Origin of the sequence: Enterobacter sp. SES19, from assembly GCF_011765665.1 — a bacterium.
GTDB classification, from domain to species: domain Bacteria; phylum Pseudomonadota; class Gammaproteobacteria; order Enterobacterales; family Enterobacteriaceae; genus Enterobacter; species Enterobacter pseudoroggenkampii.
Genome location: NZ_CP050320.1, coordinates 2,255,678 through 2,276,590, shown reverse-complemented (window position 1 = coordinate 2,276,590; position 20,913 = coordinate 2,255,678). Strand labels below are relative to the sequence as shown.

28 protein-coding genes and 1 pseudogene are annotated in these 20,913 nt (G+C 55.3%); 12 read left to right on the top strand and 17 right to left on the bottom strand.

Annotation, left to right across the window (positions count from 1 at the left end; genetic code table 11):
* Positions 1-16 precede the first annotated feature (16 nt).
* A complete protein-coding gene (locus tag GXP72_RS10885; RefSeq protein WP_208763868.1) occupies positions 17-451 on the top strand; it encodes a DMT family transporter in 435 nt (144 codons plus the stop codon).
* Between the two features lie 3 nt (positions 452-454).
* On the top strand, positions 455-913 hold the full coding sequence (locus GXP72_RS10880) for a DMT family transporter (protein WP_024908370.1): 459 nt from the start codon (positions 455-457) through the stop codon (positions 911-913).
* Positions 914-1,337: 424 nt separating this feature from the next.
* On the opposite strand, the gene GXP72_RS10875 is transcribed toward GXP72_RS10880, so the two are convergent.
* Genes GXP72_RS10875 through GXP72_RS10840 form a run of 8 tightly spaced genes read right to left on the bottom strand, consistent with a single transcriptional unit; the run spans position 1,338 to position 7,206 of the window.
* Positions 1,338-1,862, bottom strand: coding sequence for a DUF3833 domain-containing protein (locus tag GXP72_RS10875; RefSeq protein ID WP_061715215.1), 525 nt, complete (start codon positions 1,860-1,862; stop codon positions 1,338-1,340).
* Positions 1,859-2,380, bottom strand: coding sequence for a hypothetical protein (locus tag GXP72_RS10870; RefSeq protein WP_061715216.1), 522 nt, complete (start codon positions 2,378-2,380; stop codon positions 1,859-1,861). Before GXP72_RS10870 ends, GXP72_RS10875 begins: the two co-directional genes overlap by 4 nt.
* Positions 2,377-2,862 (bottom strand): DUF2878 domain-containing protein, encoded by a 486-nt coding sequence (locus GXP72_RS10865; RefSeq protein ID WP_208763867.1) that lies wholly within the window; start codon positions 2,860-2,862, stop codon positions 2,377-2,379. Before GXP72_RS10865 ends, GXP72_RS10870 begins: the two co-directional genes overlap by 4 nt.
* Positions 2,859-4,079, bottom strand: coding sequence for a cyclopropane-fatty-acyl-phospholipid synthase family protein (locus tag GXP72_RS10860; RefSeq protein ID WP_208763866.1), 1,221 nt, complete (start codon positions 4,077-4,079; stop codon positions 2,859-2,861). The genes GXP72_RS10865 and GXP72_RS10860 overlap by 4 nt, the downstream gene beginning before the upstream one ends.
* A complete protein-coding gene (locus GXP72_RS10855; RefSeq protein WP_157189123.1) occupies positions 4,076-4,798 on the bottom strand; it encodes a DUF1365 domain-containing protein in 723 nt (240 codons plus the stop codon). Before GXP72_RS10855 ends, GXP72_RS10860 begins: the two co-directional genes overlap by 4 nt.
* A gap of 1 nt (position 4,799) precedes the next feature.
* Positions 4,800-6,059, bottom strand: coding sequence for an FAD-dependent oxidoreductase (locus GXP72_RS10850; protein ID WP_208763865.1), 1,260 nt, complete (start codon positions 6,057-6,059; stop codon positions 4,800-4,802).
* Complete coding sequence (locus tag GXP72_RS10845; protein WP_032647042.1) at positions 6,056-6,775, bottom strand: SDR family NAD(P)-dependent oxidoreductase; 720 nt, start codon at positions 6,773-6,775, stop codon at positions 6,056-6,058. The genes GXP72_RS10850 and GXP72_RS10845 overlap by 4 nt, the downstream gene beginning before the upstream one ends.
* The gene (locus tag GXP72_RS10840; protein WP_208763864.1) at positions 6,772-7,206 is read right to left on the bottom strand and encodes a nuclear transport factor 2 family protein; all 435 of its coding nucleotides are present in this window, start codon (positions 7,204-7,206) and stop codon (positions 6,772-6,774) included. Before GXP72_RS10840 ends, GXP72_RS10845 begins: the two co-directional genes overlap by 4 nt.
* A gap of 256 nt (positions 7,207-7,462) precedes the next feature.
* On the opposite strand from GXP72_RS10840, the gene GXP72_RS10835 reads away from it, so the two are divergent.
* Positions 7,463-7,660: a hypothetical protein gene (locus GXP72_RS10835; protein ID WP_024908361.1), complete on the top strand. Its 198-nt coding sequence runs from the start codon at positions 7,463-7,465 to the stop codon at positions 7,658-7,660.
* Between the two features lies 1 nt (position 7,661).
* Positions 7,662-8,444: a hypothetical protein gene (locus GXP72_RS10830; RefSeq protein WP_208763863.1), complete on the top strand. Its 783-nt coding sequence runs from the start codon at positions 7,662-7,664 to the stop codon at positions 8,442-8,444.
* Here the strand turns inward: GXP72_RS10830 and GXP72_RS10825 are convergent.
* Positions 8,425-8,937: a GNAT family N-acetyltransferase gene (locus GXP72_RS10825; RefSeq protein ID WP_208763862.1), complete on the bottom strand. Its 513-nt coding sequence runs from the start codon at positions 8,935-8,937 to the stop codon at positions 8,425-8,427. The two genes, GXP72_RS10830 and GXP72_RS10825, sit on opposite strands and share 20 nt — an antisense overlap.
* Before the next feature lie 239 nt (positions 8,938-9,176).
* Here GXP72_RS10825 and GXP72_RS10820 point away from each other — a divergent pair, with 239 nt between their 5' ends.
* Positions 9,177-9,719, top strand: coding sequence for a phosphoglycerate mutase family protein (locus GXP72_RS10820; RefSeq protein WP_090418191.1), 543 nt, complete (start codon positions 9,177-9,179; stop codon positions 9,717-9,719).
* 45 nt (positions 9,720-9,764) lie between these two features.
* On the opposite strand, the pseudogene GXP72_RS10815 reads toward GXP72_RS10820, so the two are convergent.
* From GXP72_RS10815 to GXP72_RS10805, 3 genes and pseudogenes are all read right to left on the bottom strand, one after another.
* Positions 9,765-10,595: pseudogene (locus GXP72_RS10815) on the bottom strand (oxidoreductase).
* A gap of 116 nt (positions 10,596-10,711) precedes the next feature.
* Positions 10,712-11,719 (bottom strand): AraC family transcriptional regulator, encoded by a 1,008-nt coding sequence (locus GXP72_RS10810; RefSeq protein WP_090417063.1) that lies wholly within the window; start codon positions 11,717-11,719, stop codon positions 10,712-10,714.
* A 38-nt stretch (positions 11,720-11,757) separates the two neighbouring features.
* Positions 11,758-12,249 carry an OsmC family protein gene (locus tag GXP72_RS10805; protein WP_048989728.1) on the bottom strand — a complete coding sequence of 164 codons (492 nt, stop codon included), beginning with the start codon at positions 12,247-12,249 and terminating at the stop codon, positions 11,758-11,760.
* A 120-nt stretch (positions 12,250-12,369) separates the two neighbouring features.
* On the opposite strand from GXP72_RS10805, the gene GXP72_RS10800 reads away from it, so the two are divergent.
* Positions 12,370-13,020, top strand: a complete 651-nt coding sequence (locus GXP72_RS10800) for a GntR family transcriptional regulator (protein WP_208763861.1) — start codon at positions 12,370-12,372, stop codon at positions 13,018-13,020.
* Here GXP72_RS10800 and GXP72_RS10795 read toward each other — a convergent pair.
* Entirely contained in the window at positions 12,998-13,600 is a 603-nt protein-coding gene (locus GXP72_RS10795) for a TetR/AcrR family transcriptional regulator (protein ID WP_208763860.1), read from the bottom strand. The genes GXP72_RS10800 and GXP72_RS10795 overlap by 23 nt on opposite strands.
* 103 nt (positions 13,601-13,703) lie before the next feature.
* Between GXP72_RS10795 and GXP72_RS10790 the strand changes: the two genes are divergently transcribed.
* The gene (locus GXP72_RS10790) at positions 13,704-14,171 is read left to right on the top strand and encodes a nuclear transport factor 2 family protein (RefSeq protein WP_032645324.1); all 468 of its coding nucleotides are present in this window, start codon (positions 13,704-13,706) and stop codon (positions 14,169-14,171) included.
* Between the two features lie 39 nt (positions 14,172-14,210).
* Here GXP72_RS10790 and GXP72_RS10785 read toward each other — a convergent pair whose 3' ends face one another.
* From GXP72_RS10785 to GXP72_RS10775, 3 genes are all read right to left on the bottom strand, one after another.
* A complete protein-coding gene (locus GXP72_RS10785; RefSeq protein WP_032647031.1) occupies positions 14,211-14,750 on the bottom strand; it encodes an ester cyclase in 540 nt (179 codons plus the stop codon).
* Positions 14,751-14,814: 64 nt separating this feature from the next.
* Positions 14,815-15,534 (bottom strand): SDR family oxidoreductase, encoded by a 720-nt coding sequence (locus tag GXP72_RS10780; RefSeq protein WP_090417067.1) that lies wholly within the window; start codon positions 15,532-15,534, stop codon positions 14,815-14,817.
* Positions 15,531-16,646 carry an alkene reductase gene (locus GXP72_RS10775; protein WP_090417068.1) on the bottom strand — a complete coding sequence of 372 codons (1,116 nt, stop codon included), beginning with the start codon at positions 16,644-16,646 and terminating at the stop codon, positions 15,531-15,533. The genes GXP72_RS10780 and GXP72_RS10775 overlap by 4 nt, the downstream gene beginning before the upstream one ends.
* A gap of 99 nt (positions 16,647-16,745) precedes the next feature.
* On the opposite strand from GXP72_RS10775, the gene GXP72_RS10770 reads away from it, so the two are divergent.
* From GXP72_RS10770 to GXP72_RS10760, 3 genes are all read left to right on the top strand, one after another.
* Positions 16,746-17,657 (top strand): LysR family transcriptional regulator, encoded by a 912-nt coding sequence (locus GXP72_RS10770; protein ID WP_090417070.1) that lies wholly within the window; start codon positions 16,746-16,748, stop codon positions 17,655-17,657.
* Positions 17,658-17,714: 57 nt separating this feature from the next.
* Positions 17,715-18,314, top strand: coding sequence for an HAD-IB family phosphatase (locus GXP72_RS10765; RefSeq protein WP_032647022.1), 600 nt, complete (start codon positions 17,715-17,717; stop codon positions 18,312-18,314).
* 102 nt (positions 18,315-18,416) lie between these two features.
* Complete coding sequence (locus GXP72_RS10760) at positions 18,417-18,731, top strand: PTS cellobiose transporter subunit IIB (protein WP_024908011.1); 315 nt, start codon at positions 18,417-18,419, stop codon at positions 18,729-18,731.
* 33 nt (positions 18,732-18,764) lie between these two features.
* Here the strand turns inward: GXP72_RS10760 and GXP72_RS10755 are convergent, their stop codons facing one another.
* Entirely contained in the window at positions 18,765-19,133 is a 369-nt protein-coding gene (locus tag GXP72_RS10755) for a MerR family transcriptional regulator (protein WP_024908012.1), read from the bottom strand.
* A gap of 96 nt (positions 19,134-19,229) precedes the next feature.
* On the opposite strand from GXP72_RS10755, the gene GXP72_RS10750 reads away from it, so the two are divergent.
* Together GXP72_RS10750 and GXP72_RS10745 are read left to right on the top strand one after the other, a co-directional pair.
* Positions 19,230-20,024, top strand: coding sequence for an SDR family oxidoreductase (locus GXP72_RS10750; protein ID WP_208763859.1), 795 nt, complete (start codon positions 19,230-19,232; stop codon positions 20,022-20,024).
* A gap of 208 nt (positions 20,025-20,232) precedes the next feature.
* On the top strand, positions 20,233-20,847 hold the full coding sequence (locus tag GXP72_RS10745; RefSeq protein WP_024908014.1) for a TetR/AcrR family transcriptional regulator: 615 nt from the start codon (positions 20,233-20,235) through the stop codon (positions 20,845-20,847).
* The last annotated feature ends 66 nt before the right edge of the window (positions 20,848-20,913 follow it).

The following is a 20,913-nucleotide window of genomic DNA, read 5'->3' as shown; positions in this document are numbered from 1 at the left end:
AAACGGAGGAAGAAGAATGCAGTTTGTTTTGATTTTACTGGTGATTGCCGGCGGGATGGGCCTCTCCGTCGAGGCGGGACTGCTGGGACCGCTGGGGGGAAAGGTCGGGGATTTGTGGGCGACGTTCAGCATTTTTGGCGTTGGCGCCGCGCTAACGTTTCTGCTGATGCTGTTTTTCAGCCCGCGCAACAGCCCGTCATTTTTCGCACAGCCCGGCTGGCAGCTGCTCGGCGGCGTGCTCGGGCCGGTGTACGTGGTCATCCTGACCGTGGCGACACCCACCATCGGCATCGCCATGACCATGATTGGCATTCTGGCCGGGCAGGTCTTTAAAAGCCTGATCATTGACCATTATGGTCTGCTGGGTTCGCCACACAGGAAGATAAACGCGAAGCGCATTATTGCACTGGTTTTCATCATTGCGGCACTGGTTCTGGTCGCACAGGGGTAACGTATGACACTGATTATGATCCTTCTGGCCGTGTGCGGCGGCGCGACGCTGAGCATTCAGGCCGCCATTAACGGACAGCTCGGCAGCAGCGTGGGCGTTTTTAAAAGCGCGTTTCTGACGTTTTCCGTCGGCGCGCTGGTGACCGCCCTGCTCATTTTCTTCTTTGAACCGAAGCAGGCAGTCACGCTGCTGGACGTGCCAAAATGGCAGCTTCTCGGGGCAATGTTCGGCGTGCCCTATATCGTGATTATGGTACTCGCCGTACAGCGCATCGGCACCGCCGTCGCCACGGTGGCGGTCATCTTTGGCCAGCTCGCCATGAGCATGCTGATTGATCACTTTGGCTGGCTGGGTAATCCCGCCATTTCCTTTTCAACGAGTCGTCTGGGGGCGGTAGTCTGCCTGGGGATTGCGCTTGTCTTTATTTACTCGGGTAGTAAAACCCGTTCTGCCGGGGCATGACATCACACCTTGCGGACACAGCGTAGACACGAAACAGTTCCCTCGCCCCTTTGGGGAGAGGGTTAGGGTGAGGGGGAACATACGGCTGTAGTGGTCATTCCGTTCACTTTATGTTCCTTGCTACTCTGTAACGACATGACCTGTGAACGTGCCAGGGTGGCTCAATCGCCACCACCCTGGCGACCCGGGCTCCCGGCGGTAAATCGCCGCTTCGCGGTCCCTTCGGCTTATTCCTTCCGGCTTATCTGGGACGGGCGGAGGTAACATCCCTGTAAAGCCCGCCCTCTCGGCGCATCCCTGCGCCTCGCCCCGGCCTGCAGGAAACGCCTCAGCGATTTACAGCCGGACCAGGTCATCGCTGCAAAATAATCATGTCATTTAAAAAATCCGAATCGCTTCTGGTTACAAATTGAGTGGGGATCCCTTATCCCTTGGTGAAAAACAGCGTCACCGTGGCGACGGTGACGCCCAGTTTCTTCATCTCGGTTTTATTAAACAGATGGTTCTCATCCTGCAGGTACATCCAGTCGTCAAAGTTCAGTAGCCAGGTGCTGCCGTTGGCCTTCACGCTCATGCTGTAATGCCAGTTGAACGCGTTGCCTGCGGCCTGCCCCGTCGCTACCCCTTCGATATCCCCCGCCGTGCCCTCATAGCGATCGGTCCCCAGGCGCCGGATATGCCAGACCCGCTGCTGCTTCTCACCGTCGTCGTAAACAAAATGTTCGTTGAGCGTCAGCGTATCGCCGATAACGTCTCCGGCAATCTCCACGTGAAAACGTCGGATCTGCTTGCCGCTGCGATCCTGCACCATCCCCCACGCTTCGGTTTTTCCCTGGAAGTAATGGAAAATATCAAGCCGCGGCTGCTGCTGGCGGTATTCGGTCACCTCTGTGCTACAGCCCGCCAGCAGCATCGTTAATGCCAGCACCATCATCAGAAAACGTTTCATTTTTGGCCTCCGATTAACTGCTGACGCAGCTCAGGATATTGCGTACGGGGAGCCAGCCAGATGGCCAGAAAGCGGGTACTGAACGCTTCTGACTGGCGTGGTCCCAGGGGAATAAAGGTTTTCTGAAGGGCCGGATCGCGGTACCAGAACTGCCCCTGCTGGTCATCAAGGACAAACGCCAGCTGTGAGCCCGGTCGAACATCCGGCCACAGCGTCCGGAGCATCCGCAGCCAGGCTTCGCTTTGCGGTTCCTGCGCCAGGATCCCCTGCGCCTGCCACTGGTCGCGGGTCGCCTCGACCAGCTCATCGCGATCGATGTCGCGCGCATAGGTAATTATCAGCGCCTGATCCTGGTTCTCCCGACCGTAACGCCCGTCCGGCGTGCGCAGCTGGGAGGTATAGACGGTGAACGGCCCCCAGGTAAGCGTGGCATCGCCCACCTTACGCCACGCCAGCCAGTCGGCGGCCTGGGCCGCGGGCATGGCGATGAGCCAAAGCAGCAAAATCGCAGCTCTCATTTTTGTCTCCCCATCAGCAGGTGGAAAAACAGCATCAGCACCAGCCAACCCGGCGCCATCCAGCTGACGACGATAAAGGTCGGTTCCAGAAATGTGATGGCACCCAGCCGCTCGCCAATCAGGTACGCCACCGGGCCTCCTACGGCCGCCAGCAGTGTCAGCAGCCAGCCGGGCAACGTGGTGGTGCGCGTAAGCTGCGTCCAGACGGTGGCAAACATCAGCCACAGTGCCACCATCCATAGCGGCATCAGAGACTCGCCCGTGAAGGCTATCAGTCCCGTCATCGCCCAGAGCGTATCCAGCAAACTGCCCGCCGCGGCCAGCCCAATGGCGTAAAAACGGTATACAGACGGCAAAAGCAGGCATGCCAGGATCGCCAGCGCGAGCCAGACAGTCAGGCCTTGTTCGCGAAAGAGCACCACCAGCGCCCAGTAAAGATCGAACGCGACGGCCAGCAGAAAGACCTGAAGATATCGTTTCATACTCGCTCGGCGGTCAGCTGCACCACGCTGATGGTGCGGGCGTTAAACCCGGCTTCGCAGTAGCCAAAGTAGTACAGCCACATGCGGCGAAACCGCTCGTCAAAGCCGAGCTTTTCAATCTCCTGCCAGGCGTGGACAAAGCGCTGCCGCCAGTGGGCCAGCGTGCGGGCGTAGTCGGGACCCATGTCGAACAGATTGCGCACCACGAAATCGGTGTGGCGCGTCATCAACTCGTTCATCGCCGTAATGCTCGGCAGGAAGCCGCCGGGGAAAATATAGCGCTGGATAAAATCGACGCTTTTGCTGTAGTCGCGATAGCGCTGATCCTGAATAGTGATGGCCTGAATTGCCATGCGTCCTCCGGGGCGCAGCCGAGCCTGGCAGGTACGGAAGAACGTGGGCAGATAGCGCTGCCCGACGGCTTCGATCATCTCTATCGAGACCAGCTTGTCGTACTGTCCGGTGAGGTCGCGATAGTCGCAGAGCAGCACCTCGACCCGATCCTGCAGTCCGGCGCGGGCGATCCGCTCGGTCGCCCAGACGTATTGCTCCTGCGATAACGTGGTGGTGGTCACCCGACAGCCATAATGACGGGCCGCGTATTCCGCCATCGCGCCCCAGCCGGTGCCAATTTCCAGCAGATGGTCACCCGGGTTTAGCGCCAGCTGTTCACACAGGCGCGCCATTTTGGCCTGCTGAGCCGCAGTGAGATCCTGCTCGTCAGCGGTAAACAGCGCGCTGGAATAGAGCAGCTCCTTATCCAGAAAATGGGCATAGAAGGTGTTACCCAGATCGTAATGGGCGGCAATATTTTCACGCGCCTGCGCGCGGGAGTTTCGTCGCGTCCAGTGGCGTAGCCGCTCCAGCGGCCTGCCGAACAGACGGAACCCGTTTTCGAGACGACCAAGCACCTCGCCGTTGAGCGCCAGAAGTTCCAGTAGTGGCGTGAGGTGCGCGGTTTCCCATTCGCCGTCCATCCAGGCTTCTGCCGCGGCAAGGCTCCCGCCCGTTAAGACGCGCCAGTAAACGCCGGGCGTAAGGATCTGCACGTCGGCATGCAGCGCGGAGGATGTCTCGCCAAAATGAAAGGTCTGTGCCCCTTCACGCAGCGTGAGCGAGCCGCCGCGAATGCCGCTTAACAGACGAAAAAGCAGCCAGCGCGCAAGGCGCACGTTGCGCGGGATATCGGGTTCTAACGCAAAGACGGGATCGGTCATGAGCGTTCACTCCTGCTGACGGGATGGTTATACAGCGGCACGCGCTTGAGCCACAGGCGCAGCGCCTGCCAGTAAATGGCGAAAACGGTTTTCAGGGTCATAAGCGGGATACGCAGGAGCAGCGAACGCAGCGCGGGGCGCGTCAGAGGCTCCCGGCGCAGCGCAAGCGTGGCGTCGAACACCTTCGCCTCCTGATGATTTTCAATGTGCATATGCAGCGTGTTATCCGGGTCGTTGAAGCGCCAGTGGTAGATCATGTCCATCGGGTTGAAGGGAGAAACGTGAAACGCTTTTTCCGTGGGCTGGGCATGTTGCCCGTCGACCGCGTAATAATGACGCTCGTTCCACGGCGTGTTGCGGACCTCCGCCAGCACCCAGCGCAGGGTACCCTTCCCGTCATAGCAGTAGTAAAAGTTGACCGGATTAAAATGGAACCCGAAATAGCGCAACTGCGTCAGGAGCATGACCCGCCCATCCGGACGTTCCCCGGTCAGGCTCTCCAGCCTGCTCAGCACGTTCTCTTTAAGCGGCGTGCCGAGCGGATAGTCCGCGTCATGGAATGAGGCGGCAGCAAAGCCATTGCGCCGCACGCCGACGGACGTCAGCAGCGGCAGTTCATCGAGATCCAGCCAGGCCATAAACACGCTGTAGCGAAACTCATGGGTTTTCGGCTGCAGGCGGCGGTGGCGTAATACGCCGTGGTAAAGGCAGCTGTTCATCTCAGTTCCCCTCCCCGGCCGCTATCGCATTGACCACGTCCAGCGCGCTGCGCACCCCGTCCTCATGAAAACCGTTGTACCAGTAGGCTCCGCAGAACCAGCTCCGCCGGTGGCCGTTGATCTCGCCGCGCCGCGCCTGCGCCTGCCAGCTTTGCGGGTTAAACAGTGGATGTTCATAAACGAAGCGTTGCAGAACGAAGCGTTCATCCACCGGTGCGTCCGGGTTCAGGGTGACGCAGAACAGCGGGCTGCCCGCAGGCAGCCCCTGCAGGATGTTCATGTTGTAGGTGACGCAGGCGCTGGCCTGCGCCTGCTCGCTCAGGCGGTAGTTCCAGCTGGCCCAGGCGCGCGGCCGCACCGGCAGCCAGCGCGGGTCGCTGTGCAACACAACCTCGTTGCGCTGCCAGCCGATATCGCCCAGCACTTCGCGCTCGGCGGGCGTCGGGTCATCAAGCATCGCCAGAGCACTGGCGGAGTGGCAGGCAAAGATCACCTGGTCGAAGGTATGGCTGGCGTCGTCGAGCTGGAGGGTGACGCCATCCGCATGGCGTTTCACACGCTGCACCGGCGCGTTCAGGTGCAGCGTCAGCCGGTCGCCCAGCTTATCCAGCATGGCGCGGATATACTCCCGCGAGCCGCCCGGCACTACGTACCACTGCGGACGATGGGTGATATCCAGCAGGCCGTGGTGGTGAAAGAAACGCAGGAAGAGCGGCAGCGGGAAACGCGTCATCTCCTGCAGCGACGATGACCAGATGGCGGCCCCCATCGGCAGAATGTAGTGTCGCGCAAAAAACGGCGTGAAGCCGTGCTGCTGCAAAAACGTCTGCAGCGTGGCGTTCGGGTCCACCTCCCCGTCCAGCGCCGCTTTCGCCAGGCGATTAAAGCGAACGATCTCGCCCAGCAGCCGCCAGAATGCCGGATTCACCAGGTTTCGACGCTGGGCAAACAGCGATGTCAGGGTGTGTCCGTTGTACTCAAACCCCGTAGCGGGATTGTGCACCGAAAAGCTCATCTGCGTTTTTTGCCCGCTGATGCCCAGCTCGCTGAGCAGACCCATAAAACGCGGATAGGTGCGATCGTTATAGACGATAAACCCGGTATCGATCGCGTATGTGCCCTGTGGCGTTGTCACGTCAACCGTTGCGGTATGGCCGCCCGGCGTGGCGCCTGCTTCAAACAGGGTCACCTGATGGTGCCCGGCCAGCCGCCAGGCGCAGGTCAGCCCGGCAATGCCGCTGCCGATAATCGCAATGTTCATGAACGCACCATCCTGCGCAGCAGCGCGCGCTGAAGAAACGCAGGCAGCCCGGAGAGCAGCCGCAAAATGAAGCCAAACCCGTCAGGAAACGCAATATGCATTTTCCCAGCCGCCAGTCCGATACGGATCGCCTTGACCGCCTCGTCGACGGTCACCCTGCCCGGCATGGCAAAATCGTTTTTTTGCGTCAGGGGCGTATCGACAAAGCCCGGAGAGACAACCGTGACGGCAATCCCTTTTGGCTCCCAGTCCAGGCGCAGACTCTCGGCAAACCAGCTCAACGCCGCTTTGGACGCGCCGTAGGCCTCTGCCCGTGGGAAAGGCAGCCAGTGGGCCATCGAGCTCACCAGCACCACGCGATTACCTGCCACCAGCTGCGGCTGGAGCGCTTCAAGGCAGTTCACCGGGCCGAGGAAATTGGTTGCCATCACCCGCTCCACCAGCGCCGCATCCACTACTCCACCGTCGAGGTATTCGCAGGTACCGGCGCAGAGAATAATCAGGTCGGCGTAGCTGCCGGTCAGCGCCTGGCGACAGGCGTCCCTGTCCGTCATATCGAACAGGCGAACGGTGAGATTAGGACAGGTCTGATGCAGCGCTTCCAGACGCGCCGGATCTCGCCCGCAGGCAATCACATGGTAGCCGTCAGCGGAAAAGGATTTTGCCAGCCCGGCGCCAATCCCCGAGCTTGCGCCGGTAATCAGCACCGTCTTCATGATTTGACCCTCCGCTTCACGCCGCGAACCGCCCAGCCAAGCAGAGGAAGATGTTCGTAGATCATCTCTCCCGCATCGTAGTAGTCGCGCTGGTGCGTGATGAGATCGTTTTCCGTCTGCACCACTGAACATCCGGGCAGGTCGAGCGGTTCGCCTCCGGCAATGCGCGGGTGCGACCAGTGCATCACCCAGGTGACAACAAACCGGTTCCCGCTGCACAGCGGCGCATCGATAGAAAAACGGCAGTTCTCGACGTTGGCCAGCAGATGGGTGAAATAGCGCTGAAGCGCAAAAATACCGTTGTGCTCACCAAACGGATCGATAAGCGTGGCATTCGAATGATAAAGCCCCGCCAGCGCGGACGGCGGCTGGCTATCCAGTGCGGCGTAGTAATCGACAAACCGACTCACGACAGAGGGCAAAGTGCTCATGGGTCACATCCTGGCTGTAAACAACGTGGCGTAATCGCATAATTAAAACTTACACAATTAACGTTATTTGTCCAAGTTTGTGCAGATTTATTTTTTATTACCTATCAATATCAACAACTTGATAACTCAATCGTTTGACGGTTTTGTAGGCCGGGTAAGGCGTAGCCGCCACCCGGCTTTCACTTTCAGGATATCCTTAAGGCAAATTCGTCGGTCTTCTTCCAGGCTTATCCTTTTTATTCAAAAGGATGCCCGTATGAAACGTTTCTTCCTCTCCCTTTTCTCAAGCCCGGAATCCTTACTGCAGGTGATGAGCCAGCAGGAAATCATTGAAGCCGTGGAAGATGGCGATCGCATCATTATCGACCAGGACGGGAACGCCTCGGTGAACTACAAGAGCAACGAGGTGAGGCAGGATTTTCTGCGTCACGTCAACACGCTGAAGAGGGCCTGATATGGGAACGGCGATATTTATGGTGCTGATGGTCTGCGGGTACTGGTACACAAGCCGCGACCTGTCGACCCGCTTTAAAATCAAGCGTTCCTTCGGCTGGGATGTCTATTTTCTCGTTGCGCTTTACGGCTGTATTTTCGTTCTGCAGGGCGTGATTGCCACGGGGCTGCTCTGGCTGCTGCTGCTCGCCCTTTCCGCCGCCAACAACGCTTTTCACTTTGCCTCCCCGAAATACACCGACTGGCAAATCGACTTTATGAACTGGAGCTTTTTAGGCATTCAGGCGCCGGTGATCGTAATGCTGGCGTTTGCCATCCTGTTTTGCCTCTACCGCTCTAACTGGGCGGGCAGCGCCAGGCTGGACGGCGAGAGTCGGAAAAAGCTCTACAAACGGCTTGCGCAGGCGAGCGGGATCGAACAGCTGCTGTACCAGTGTATGGAGCAAGGCGAGCTGGCGCAGGTCACGCTGCGCTCGAGGCGGATTTACGTGGGTATGATCCACACCGCGACGCTGGAATATGAAAAAACGGCCAACATCGTGCTGATCCCAATGTTGAGCGGGTACAGAGACGCGAAGACGATGAACTTCCGCATCGAGAATAATTACAGCCGGTGGTATGCGGAGCATGACATTACGCTCGACTCGGAACCCCGCAGCGCCATGTCATTCCGCAAAGTGATTTTACTCAATCAAATTGAGAGCATCTCGCTGTTCGATCCCGCCAGCGCCAGCGCGCTGTCGCTGGCACAGCATGACTCGCTTTCTAAAGAGGCATCCCCATAATCCTGAGTATGCTCTGCTGTGAGGCGGTTTCGAAAAGGACGTTCTTAACGCAGAGCATGCCCTGCTTCTGGTAGAACCGGTACGCTCCCGCGTTCTGCTCAAGCACCTCCAGCCAGAGATAGTCTTTCCCCCTGCTCCGGGCCATGTCTGTGATGTTGTTGAACATCACCTGACCATAGTTCTTGCCGGTTGCGGCGGGATCAAGGTAGAGCTTATTGAGGAGAACACCCTTCTTGTCCGTTTCTGGAAGAATGGCTTCCCAGGTCACTTTCATGAATCCCACTGGCCGATCGGTCTCTGCAACATACCAGGAAACAGCGTTATCTTTCAGGCTCTGTTCAACTACAGAACGCGCGTACTCTCCGTGCAGAAAATCCTTCATCTCTGCCTCTGACACCCACAGATGCTGAAAATGGGCGGGATAGATGCGATATCCCAGCTCGCTTAACAGCGTTGAATCGGCCCCGGTGGCCTGTCGAATTCGAAGAGACATGGAGGGTATCCTTACTAACCGCTTTAGGTGTGATGCCGTGCGAAACGAGAAAGACAAAAACAGTTACATTCTTGCCGCATATATTATTGCGGTGAACGACGTTAAGTACAGCCCGCGTGTTATGGATCTCGCCCGACACACCAAAACGGGTGGGTGAAAACCCTCACCAGATCGCGCTAGTCTGCCAGTGTTGAATGGATGACTAGGACTAGCGATTAGAACGTATGGAAATTATTTTGATGCGGCATGGAGAACCCCATTATAGGGGGGCGCCAAGGGTCTCGTGCAGGGAAATGACCGAATGGATCGACAGCTATAACCTCTCTTCGACGGGCAGCGACAGGCCGCCTGAAAGGGCTCAAATTCAGGCGTACCGCGCGCTCACGTTTCTCAGCAGCCCTCTCCCGCGAGCCCTTTCATCGTTGAAAACGCTGGGGTGTGAACCGGGCTTAATTGATGAGGTTTTTCGGGAAGCAGAGCTGCCGGTGTTCCGTATTCCAGGGTTACGACTATCGCCTTTTTACTGGGCAGCGCTGTTTCGCGTTCTTTGGCTCTGCGGCCTGTCTGGCGAGGCAGAGTGCGTGAGCGTCGCAAAAGAACGTGCCGTTAAGGCGGCAGAAATCCTGGTGAATGTCGCGAAGGACTCTGACGGCCCCGTCTTGCTCATGGGGCACGGAATGATCAATCGGTTTATTGCGAAGGAACTGATCGCATCAGGCTGGAAAGAACAGACTTCCCCGGGTACCGGTTACTGGGGAGCGGGGGTTTACAGCCTTGCGTAAGGGCACATACTGACACCGAGGATTTTTTCATCCTCGGTGCCTGGGTCATAGCGTCTGGCCAAGAATAACGCGATCGAACAGACGGTCTCCCAGCCAGAGACGCATGCGGATGAGCATCTTTGCATACTTGCCGGCTGCATAGCGTGTATGCGGATGAGGGCTTTTAACGGCGCGGGCAACCACGTCCGCAATCACCTTCGGGTCGCTGCCTCTGCCATTCCCATATGCATTTTTGACCGATTTAGCCACCTTCTCCACGAGGCGAGCGTAAGGGCCATTTGCTCAACGTTTAACTATATTGCCGCTGACCACATCACCAAAGCCTGTCTCGATTAAACCCGGTTCAACAATCACAACCTTAATGCCAAATTCAGCCACTTCAAGACGCAGACAGTCAGACCATCCCTCAAGCGCATGTTTCGTTGCGTGATACCAGGCTCCCAGAAGGGTGTAAATCTTACCCCCCATAGAGGTGATATTAATAATGTAACCGCTGCGTCTGGCACGCATGGCCGGGATCAGCAGTTGCGTAAGGCGGGCCGCACCAAACACGTTAACTTCAAACTGATAGCGAGCTTCTTCAATACCGATCTCTTCTACCGGTCCATAGAGCCCAAAACCCGCGTTGTTGACCAGTACGTCAACCCCACCTGTCTGCGACATGATGGTATTCACTGCAGCCAAAATGTCTTCATCACGTGAGATATCCATCCGCAGAGGGTACGCGCCAAGCTGGGCGAGATCGTGCATTTTCTCAACGCTACGGGCAGCAGCGTAAACCTGATAGCCATCCTGAATGAGACGACGGGCGATGGCTTTGCCCATACCTGACGATGCACCGGTGACCAGCGCAGTTTTTTTGTCCTGAGTAAACATAGATACCTCGGTGAGTAGACTGTGGCTAGTTTGCTCTCCTTCGACCTCATGTTAACTAGCGTATCGCGCCATGTGACTCGCAAACTGCGCCATCAGAGCGATACATACGCACGTGTTTACTCAAGACGCATGGCTGTCCTGGCCGCTTCAGGAGTCTGGCCCGTCCAGGTCATAAATGCGCGATAGAATGAGTTAGGATCTTCGAAACCCAGCAAAAACGCGATCTCATACCCGGAAAGACGCGTATTGCGAAGATAATGGCGGGCCAGGTGTTCACGACACGCGTTGACAAGGTTGCGAAAGTTTTCCCCTTCCTGCTCAAGCCTGCGCTGCAGCGTGCGTTTGCTCATTCCCAGACGCTCCGCCGCTTTTTCAATAGTCGCTTCGTTACCGGGAATAAGCTCCAGGAGTACCGCTCGTACACGATCGGCGGTTGAAGCCCGTTCATTTAACTGACCGAGACGACGCTGCAGTTCCGGTTCAAACACCTGCCACATCCCCTCATTGACCGTTAAAAAGGGTCGAAGCGCATCGGCTGCGGAAAAGCTGATGGCGGGCTGTTCTCCGTATTGCACGTCAGTACCAAAGAAACGCGAAAAGTGGCTGTTCTGAACCGATGACGGTAGCGCAGAAACGCAGATCCGTAAGGGGTTAACCGGCTCGCGAGTTCCCAGACGCAGAAGCTTGAGCAGGAAGCCCAGCTCTGCCACCTGGAGAAACGGCGGAATAGTTGTCGCAAAAAGCCAACACGGTGAGACGGTAAGGTTGCCGTTTTGGTCGACCGTTGTCTCCAGAACCATGGGAGCAATAAGCTGTTTATATCTGGCCAGACGCTGGACAGCCTGCATCATATTGCTGCTACACAGTGCGGCAAAAAGGGGCGGATCAAACACATCCGCAGAGATCAACTCAATGAGCGGGACGGGAAAGGCAGGATCGTTCGTTTCAGCCTCCAGCGCGTTCCAGAAGCGAATGTATTCACTCGTATCGAGTCCGCGCGCTTTTTGCAAAAAGAGATCGTCAGGTAATCCTGCCCTGCGTAGAATGCGTTCTGGCTCAAGCCCCGCGTCTTTCAGCAGCGTTTTCCAGCTTATATCGAGAGCGAAAGTACGGTTAGAAGCCATTTACTCATTCCCGGTTGAAGGTTATGCAACGCTTAGCGTTATTGTTCATCGACGGATGAACGGGCGCTATGCAGTATGGTTGGCTGGCAGGTCACCGGGAAATTCAGTGAGTTAGCAATAAAGCAGAGCTCATGCGCGCGGTGATGAAGTGCCACAGCGCGATCGATATCATCCCCTGGGCGAAGCGTGATTTGAGGCTTCAGGACAATAGAGGTGAAACACCCCTTTTCTCCTTCGCGCATCGTTCCTTCCGCCCGGTCAATATAGGTATAAACGCTTATCCCCGCTTCCGCGCAAAGATGCAAATACCATAATTTGTGACAGGCAGAGGCTGACGCGACAAGAAGATCTTCAGGATTCCAGCATGATGCATCCCCCAGAAATGCAGGGTCTGATGAACCTGAAATCGGAGATTTATCACCCGCCGTGATGTCATAAAGACGATCGTAGGCTTTATAGGATTCCGTCCCCCGACCTTTGTTCCCTTTCCACTCGACCTTAACCTGATAATGATGCTCACGATGGCTCATCTTGATGCTCCCGATAATGATATCCGATGGATTTTGCTGGCGATGTTTGTTCGCAATCACCTGTCTCGACGTAAGCTATCAGATGGTATACCATTATTCCATCTTTTCAGGAGAAACAGTATGCAACTTAACGCCCTTTCGACCCCGGACGTGCTCGCCAGTGAATTAAGAAAGATGATAAACAGCGGTCGTCTGCGTGATGGAGAGAGGCTTGTTGAAAGGGATCTTGCCAGTCATTTTTCTGTCAGCCGAATCCCAATGAGAGAAGCAATCAGGCAGCTTGAACGCGATGGGCTGGTGGAAATTTTCAGGAACCGCGGCGCTGTTGTCAGAACGCTTTCTGTTGATGATCTGGATGAGATTTACTCCCTGCGTGCCTTACTGGAAGGGGAAGCCGTCTTTCAAAGCGTGAAAAACCTGAGCTCTGATACGCTGGCGAGGGCCGAACTGACGCATACGCTTCTCGCCAGAACGACTGAATTTGACATGCAGGGCACACTTAACCGGGAGTACCACGATCTTGTCTACAGTGGGTGCAAAAACCAACGCCTGCTGAGGCTGATTAATGATACCCGCAATCAGATAGAGCGGTATGAATACCTTCAGCGAAAGCTCCTTTCAGCAACACCGGTTTTTCAGGATGACCATGCAGGTATCCTTACAGCCTGCAGGGAACGGGATGCCGGGAATGCACGAGCTGAAGTCGTGCGACATATTCTTAGTGCCGGAGAAATGCTTAAAACGTTTATCAGCCGTCGCGACGAGGGTTAAGGGGAAATCCCGTTAACCCGGCTAATGCCCGCTTCAACGGAGTGATGACATCATCCGTCTCCATGCCCATTTGCGCATGAATAATGGCACCGTCAATGAGCAGCATGATTTCATTGACGACGCGCTCATCCGCGATCTTCGTCAGCGACGCAATAATATTCTTTGTTTCGATTTTATGATCGCGGCATATCTCTTTTATTTCGCTTTCAATATCTTCCGATTTTGCCTCAGCGCTGGCATTAATAAATGCGCAGCCGTGGAACTCAGGCGAAATAAACCATTCGTAAAGCGTTGCCGATATCGCATCAGAAGGTATTTCACCTTCATCAAGATGTCGACGCAGCGTGGATTCAAACCAGCCAATCCATATTTCATGCCGATAGTGCAAATAGGCGAGAATAAGTAAACTTTTACTCGGAAAATGGCGATAAAACGTCACCTTCGTCACTTTAGCCTCTTTAATAAGCGTATCCACGCCCGTCGCCCTGAAGCCTGTAGAATAAAACAGATCGTGCGCCGTAAGTAATATCTTATCTCTGACGCTGATTTTGGTATCGTTGCCTGCGGATTCTGTTTTCACTTTTGGGTAGCCTCAAAACGGATGTTGACAGCGTTATTTTACAGGCATAGATTACCGCATGTAGACAGACCTGTCTACATTATATAACACTGAGGTAATCGCCATGAACACACGTCCTCCTTTACCGCCCTTCACGCGTGAAAGCGCCATCGAAAAAGTCAGACTGGCAGAAGATGGCTGGAACAGCCGCGACCCGGCGAAGGTCGCGCTGGCCTATACGCTGGATACCCAATGGCGCAACCGCGCGGAGTTCGCCACTAACCGTGAAGAAGCCCGGGCGTTTCTGGAGCGGAAATGGAAAAAAGAGCTGGACTATCGTCTGATTAAAGAGCTCTGGGCATTTACGGATAACCGCATCGCGGTGCGCTATGCCTATGAATGGCATGATGATTCCGGCAACTGGTTCCGCTCTTACGGCAATGAAAACTGGGAGTTTGAGCCGGACGGGTTGATGAAGCGACGCTTTGCCTGCGTAAACGATATGCCGATAAAAGAATCCGAGCGGCTGTTCCATTGGCCGCTGGGCAGACGCCCGGACGATCACCCTTCGCTGAGCGATCTTGGCTTATAGGATTTTCGCATCACTCCGGGCCGTCCCGGAGTGGTGAATTTACAATGCGCCCAGCTGTTTCATCAGCGTCAGGTTGTCCTCAATATGCCAGTTAGCCGCAATCTTGCCGTCAGCGATCTCATAAATATCCGTGGCGATAAAATCTATTTTCTGCCCCTTTCCCTTCAGCTTGCCAAATGTCCCGGTGAAGGTGCCGTGAAAATGTAAATGCGAGACCACGCGATTGCCTGAAATAATCATTTGCTCAACGTCGCAGCGTAAATCAGGCACGGCTGTACGAAACGCACGGGAGGCTAAAATAGCGCCTTCGGGACCTTGCTTACGACCTTCCGGAGGCGTTTTATCGATGAAATTCACCGCCAGCGCATCACGCGCCAGGGACTCTTCTCCCGTATTCCAGAACGTTGCATATTCTCTGGCAACGGCTTCATTCGCCCTTAATTGCGCCTGGGGCAGGCTCTTATCAACAATAAGCTGTTTCGGTGGAAGCCATTCCAGCTGCGCCGAAAATGCGGTGCCGGACAGACCGGCAAGAATAAGCATCGCCACAGCTGGACGAAAACACGTCGTATATTTCATGATATTTCTCAATAGAGTATTACATTACCCGCAGTCGATTTCCTGCGGTTCAAATCCGCGAGGGTCAGTTAATTAACGCCCCGCCCTCAATATCAATGATCGACCCCGTGACAAAGGGATTATCAATGGCGAAAAGATACCCTTGCGCGATGTCCTCCGCCCTTCCCCAGGCTTTGGCTGGCAGGGTTTCTGCCGCACCGGCGAGCATTTTTTCCCGCGCGGCGGAGTCCATGCCCGCGTACGCTTCCGTGTCGGTCAGCCCCGGACTCACGACGTTGACGCGCAGCGGTGAAAGCTCTTTCGCCAGCGCTTTTGTCGCGGCCTCAATCGCGGCATTCATCGTCGTTTTAACAATGGCGCCCGCCACGGTGCGACGCGCCACGAACCCGCTGGTGAACGTCAGCGTACCGCGGGGAGCGATGTTCCCGCTGAGATAGCGGGCGACATTGATGCTTCCCCAGAATTTTGTATCAAAGGCCAGCCTTGCAGCGCGGAGATCAAGCCCGGAAAGAAGCCCTCCCGGAGCCTGTGAACCTGCGGTAACGACGATATTATTGACCTCACCCAGCGTTTCACCGAGCGCGACAAGCTCTGCCTCACGGCTGATATCCAGCACGAGGGTGTGAACAGAGGCGGCGTGGGTGCTCAGCCGTTGCCGCGCAGCGTTCAGCTTCGCGCCGTCGCGGCCCGCAAGAATAATTTCCTCGCCTCGCCCGGCAAGCAGGCTGCCCACGGCGAAACCGATGCCGGACGCGCCGCCGATAATTAAGGTTTTACGGGTCATAACGTTTCCTCCTGCAGGATGTAAATGGGGTAATCGGTATAGCCCGTCGCGGTGCCGCCAAACAGCGTGGCGGGGTCGCGCACCTGGGCCAGAGGCAGCTGGTGCGCCAGCCGGTGCGGTAAATCCGGGTTGGCAATAAACGGTCGTCCGAAGGCAATCAAATCGGCATAGCCGGCAGCAAGGATCTTTTCCGCTTTTTCAAGGTCATAGTTACCCGCAACGATAAGGGTTCCGCTAAACGTCTCGCGAAGCGATCGACGGAACTGTTCAGGTACCTGCGGCGCATCGTCCCAATCGGCTTCCGCCAGGTGGATGAAAGCAATGCCTTTTTGCTCACACCAGGCCGCGAGCGCGAGTATGGCTTCCGTCACCTGCGGATCGTTCATCCCGCGCTGGGTAATAAACGGGGAAAGGCGAATGCCCGTACGCTCGCGGCCAATGGCCTCAGCAATGGCGCTTAACACCTCCTGAGCAAAGCGGATCCGGTTCGCCAGCGTGCCGCCGTACTCATCCGTGCGTTTATTGGATGTCTGACGCAGAAACTGGTCGATCAGATAGCCGTTTCCGCCGTGGATCTCCACGCCATCAAACCCGGCCTGGACGGCATTCAGTGCCGCCTGACGATAGTCCGCAACGATGCTGTGAATCTCCTTGCGCGAGAGCGTTCTCGGCTGCGGGCAGTCAACCATCTGGCCTTCCCCCTGTTCATTCACCACCCACACCTGCGCGTCCGGCGCCAGTGCTGACGGCGCAACGGGCTGACCATCCTGATGAAAACGGGCGTGCGACATTCGCCCCACGTGCCAGAGCTGAGAGAAAATAACCCCGCCCGCCTGATGCACGGCACCCGTCGTGAGCTGCCATCCTGAAACCTGCTCCGGCGAATGGATGCCGGGTGTCCATGAGTATCCCTGGCCCTGAGGCGAGATCTGCGTGGCTTCCGTGATGATTAATCCGGCGCCGGCCCGCTGCCGGTAATACTCTTCCATCAGCGGGGAGGGAATATTGCCCGGTTGAAGGGAGCGTGCGCGGGTCATCGGCGCCATGACGATACGGTTTTTCAGGTCTTGCTGCCCCAGCCTGTAGCGTTCAAAAAGTGAGGTACGTTGCATGTTTTCATCCCTTATGGTTTGGACGAAATCACTTTACAGACGGCATCTTGTTTTGATAATTACGCTAAAAGCAGATGCACTTTTCGGAAAACATGAATAATGGGCAAACTCGAAGACATGGCATTACTGGTTGAAGTGGCCGAGGCTGGCGGTCTTTCTGCCGCAGGACGACGCCTGTCGCTTTCCCCCGCCACCATGACGGCCAGGCTGAAGGCGATTGAGGAGCGTTACCAGACCCGTCTGTTTCACCGCTCAACGCGGTCCATCACGCTGACCCGCGCCGGGGAAGAGTTTTACCATGCCGCGCTTCGCGTGCTGGAGGAGATGCATCACGCCGAGTCGTTACTGACGCAAAAAGAAGGCGTGCTCAGCGGCAACATTCGCCTTTCTGCCCCCTCGGACTTTGGCAGACAGTATCTTAGCCCCGCCGTCGTGGAATTCTCCCGACGCCATCCTGACGTTAAATTTTTCATCTCGTTAAAAGAACACGTTGAGGACCTGGTCGCTAACCGGCTGGATATGAGCGTGCGTTTCGGCAACCTGCCGGACAGCAGCCTTGTCGTCAGAAACATCCGCCCGAACCATCGGGTACTGGTCGCCTCCGGGGGGTACCTTAACGAACGCGGCATCCCCGCCACGTTTGCAGATTTGGCTCAGCATCGGTGCCTGGCACTTGAGTCTCAGGGTGTGGTGATGAACGAATGGCGCTTTGAAACCAATGGCGAAGAAAGCATTGTACGCGTAGAGCCTGCCATGGTGTGCGACGACGGAGCATTGCTTCGCCAGTGGGCGCTCAGCGGGGCTGGCATCGCGGGGAAATCGTGGTGGGATGTAAAAGACGATGTTGATACAGGCAGACTCACGGTACTGTTTGCCGACAGCTTCACCGGTTTTAGTCGGTACGATCGCAAAGATGTCGGGCTGCAGTTTGTTTACCCGCAGCGCAAGCTGCAGCCGCTTCAGGTCACGGCGTTTAGCCAGTTTTTTCTCGACTGGCTAAAAAAACAATAACGCAATAAACAGTGATACACTCGCCCGATATAACTCATTATCCCGTCCTAACGGCTTATGACTACAAATATTGCTTTTTTCGACTTCGATGGAACGATAACGTTTTCCGACACCTTCACCCCGTTTATTTATCGCTCTGTTGATGAAAAAACGCTACGGCGTGGAAAGCTGCGCCTTCTTCCCTACATCCTCGCCTATAAAATCGGTGCGTTGTCGGGGTCGGTTTTACGAAAAAAAGTGGTAAGAATAGCGTTAGCTGGCAAATCAGAAGCTGAATTAAAAAAGGCCGGGCTTTTCTACAGTAAAACCGAAATTCCTGCCCTGTTGCGGGAGGATGCCATGAAGAAAATCAGCTGGCATAAGTCTCAAGGGGATACGGTGGTAGTGGTCTCAGCCTCGCTTGATTTATACCTTAAGCCGTGGTGCGAGCAGAATGGTCTGGAACTCTTATGCAGTGAAGTGGCATTTTCAGGTGGAAAAGCAACCGGAAAATACAAAAAGGGTGATTGCAGCGCCCGCTTAAAAAAAACGAAGATCATTGATCATTATGATTTATCTTCCTACAACGTCATCTATGCCTATGGCGATACGAAGGAAGATTTGGACATGCTCTCGCTTGCCTCGAAAAAATTTTATCAGTGGAAAGAGATGGCCTGACCCCGCCATGACATATTAATAAAACATCAAAATAAGAGATAGCGCGCATTTCGGTGACAACCTCAGGACTACTCTGGGAGCGGTTTTCAGGAGGTACAAAACATGAAAAAGCTTCTGATATGTTGTTTGTTTGGTAATACCGCAAACTCTCTCGCCAAAAAGATGCAGTCTCTGGCAGAACGTGAAGGCTATCCGCTGATGATTAGCGCTGTTGGGCTGGATAACTTCGCCAGTGTCGCTCCCGCTTTCGATGGTTTCCTCGTCGCACCGCACATTCAGTACAAACTTGATGAGATAAAAGAGACGGTGGGTAATACGCGTTCAATCGCCATTATTGAGAGCCTGCCCTATGCGTCCCTGGACGCGAAGAGGGTGTTGAATTTCGTGAAGGAACAGATGCCTGAACTGGCTGCGTGATAGATAAGGCCGCATCGGTTTTGCGGCCTCCGCTCAAAACTCGTCGATACAAGGTTGACCAACCTTATTAATCGCATTGATTATCCTGGCTCTGAGTTCAATTAACGCCGCTTCTTTCTCTTCCAGCTGCTGCAGCTTGCGGCGCAGGGACGCTTGTTTTTGCTCAGCGGTAAATTTGTCGTCAATCCAGACAGCTAAAACCTCTGAGATTTCGGCTAAGGTAAAACCCAGCATTTTGGCATGCTTGATCATGTTTAAACGCTGTAAATCAACGGCGGAATAGACTTTGTAGTTATTGCTGCGATTAGGTTGCGGGATATTCTCTAATAGCCCTTGCCGCTCATAGTAACGCACCGTCTCTTTCGATAATCCCGTTTTCGCACACAGTTCACCAATTCGCATCGCGCCGCCCTCACCTTGTAAAAATCACGCTTGACCGTGTACCTAAGTGCACGGTTTATCCTGTGCGGCATACATTAGGGAAACGGGATTAAAAATATGAATTCTTTTGATTATACAGGAAAAACAGCGCTGGTTACCGGAGCGTCTTCGGGCATAGGTCGTGATTTTGCCAGGCAGCTCGCGGCCCGCGGCGTGGCCTTGATCCTGATCGCCCGCTCCGAACCAAAGCTGCAGGCGCTTGCCGCAAAGTTAGTCAGAAAGCATGGCGTATCCATCACGATTATTGTGCAGGATTTAGTGAAACCGGAGGCCATTCCCCACATTGTGGAACGGCTTGAAACCTTAAGGCGTTGCCCCGACATTCTGATCAATTGCGCCGGGTTCGCCACCTATGGGCCATTCGAAAAGCTCTCTATCGACAGGCAGCGTGATGAGATAAACGTGAACTGCCTGGCCCCTGTGGAGCTGACGCACGCCATGCTGCCGGGAATGCTCCAGAAAGGCTCGGGGATGATTATTAACGTGGCCTCAACGGCCGCGATGCAGCCGGATCCCTATATGGCGATTTATGGCGCAACTAAAGCCTTCCTGCTCTCGTTTTCGAATGCGCTGTGGGGTGAGTATCGCTCAAAGGGCATCCGCGTTCTGGCGCTTTGCCCCGGCGCAACGGATACGGCCTTTTTTGATGTGGTGAATGCGGAGGAAGCCTCGGTAGGTAAAAGAATGCCCGCAGACAAGGTGGTCGCCCTGGCGCTAAAGGCCGTGGAGAGTAACCGTAGCACCCTGATTACCGGATGCGGTAACTGGCTTCTGGGGCAGCTACACCGGTTCGTGACGCGAAAGCGTCTGGTGCTCATCGTTGAAAAAATATTGCGTCCACGCTCGGCTTAAGCAAAAACGGCTCTGTTCAGTGCAAGGGAGTTGCGCTGAAATCCTCGCTTATCGCAGACAGATAGATGCCATAGTGCGCGAAAAACAGTGATACACTTACCCCACCTGGTTGATCGTCCCGTCTGAAGGGCGCATGATGAATGACGGTAACCAAAGTACGAAATGGTCACTCGTTGTTAATCGTAGCCTGTCACGCTAAGCTTAAATAATGACTAAAAATATGAACCCCCCATCAGCACGTGGTCCACTTGACCACGCTGTCAGAGAGCAAATCGTCGAAGCCGCTTTTGAGCACTTCGGTCACTACGGCTATGAAAAAACCACCGTCGCCGAGCTGGCTAAATCCATCGGTTTTTCTAAGTCCTACATTTATAAGTTTTTCGATTCCAAACAGGCTATCGGCGAGGTGATCTGCGCTAACCGCCTGGAGTTGATCATGGCGGCGGTGCTTTCCGCCATCAAGGATGCGCCGTCAGCAAGCGAAAAATTACGCCGTCTTTTCAAAGCGCTCACCGAAGCGGGAAGCGAGCTGTTTTTCCACGACCGTAAGCTGTACGACATTGCCGCCGTCGCCGCACGCGAGCAGTGGCCGTCGACAGAACGGTATGCAGAAAGCCTGATGAAGCTAATTGAGAGCATCATTATCGAAGGCAGGCAGGCCGGAGAGTTTGAGAGAAAAACGCCGCTGGACGAGGTCACACAGGCTATCCACATGGTGATGTGTCCTTTTATCAATCCCATCCAGCTACAGTACAACCTCGAAATGGCCCCCACCGCGGCGGTGCTTCTCTCTTCACTGATTTTAAGAAGCCTGGCCCCCTAAATTGTGACCATTGACATTTCTGGTCACTAGTCAGAGAATGCGGATACCGTCCTGTTACGTCAAAAA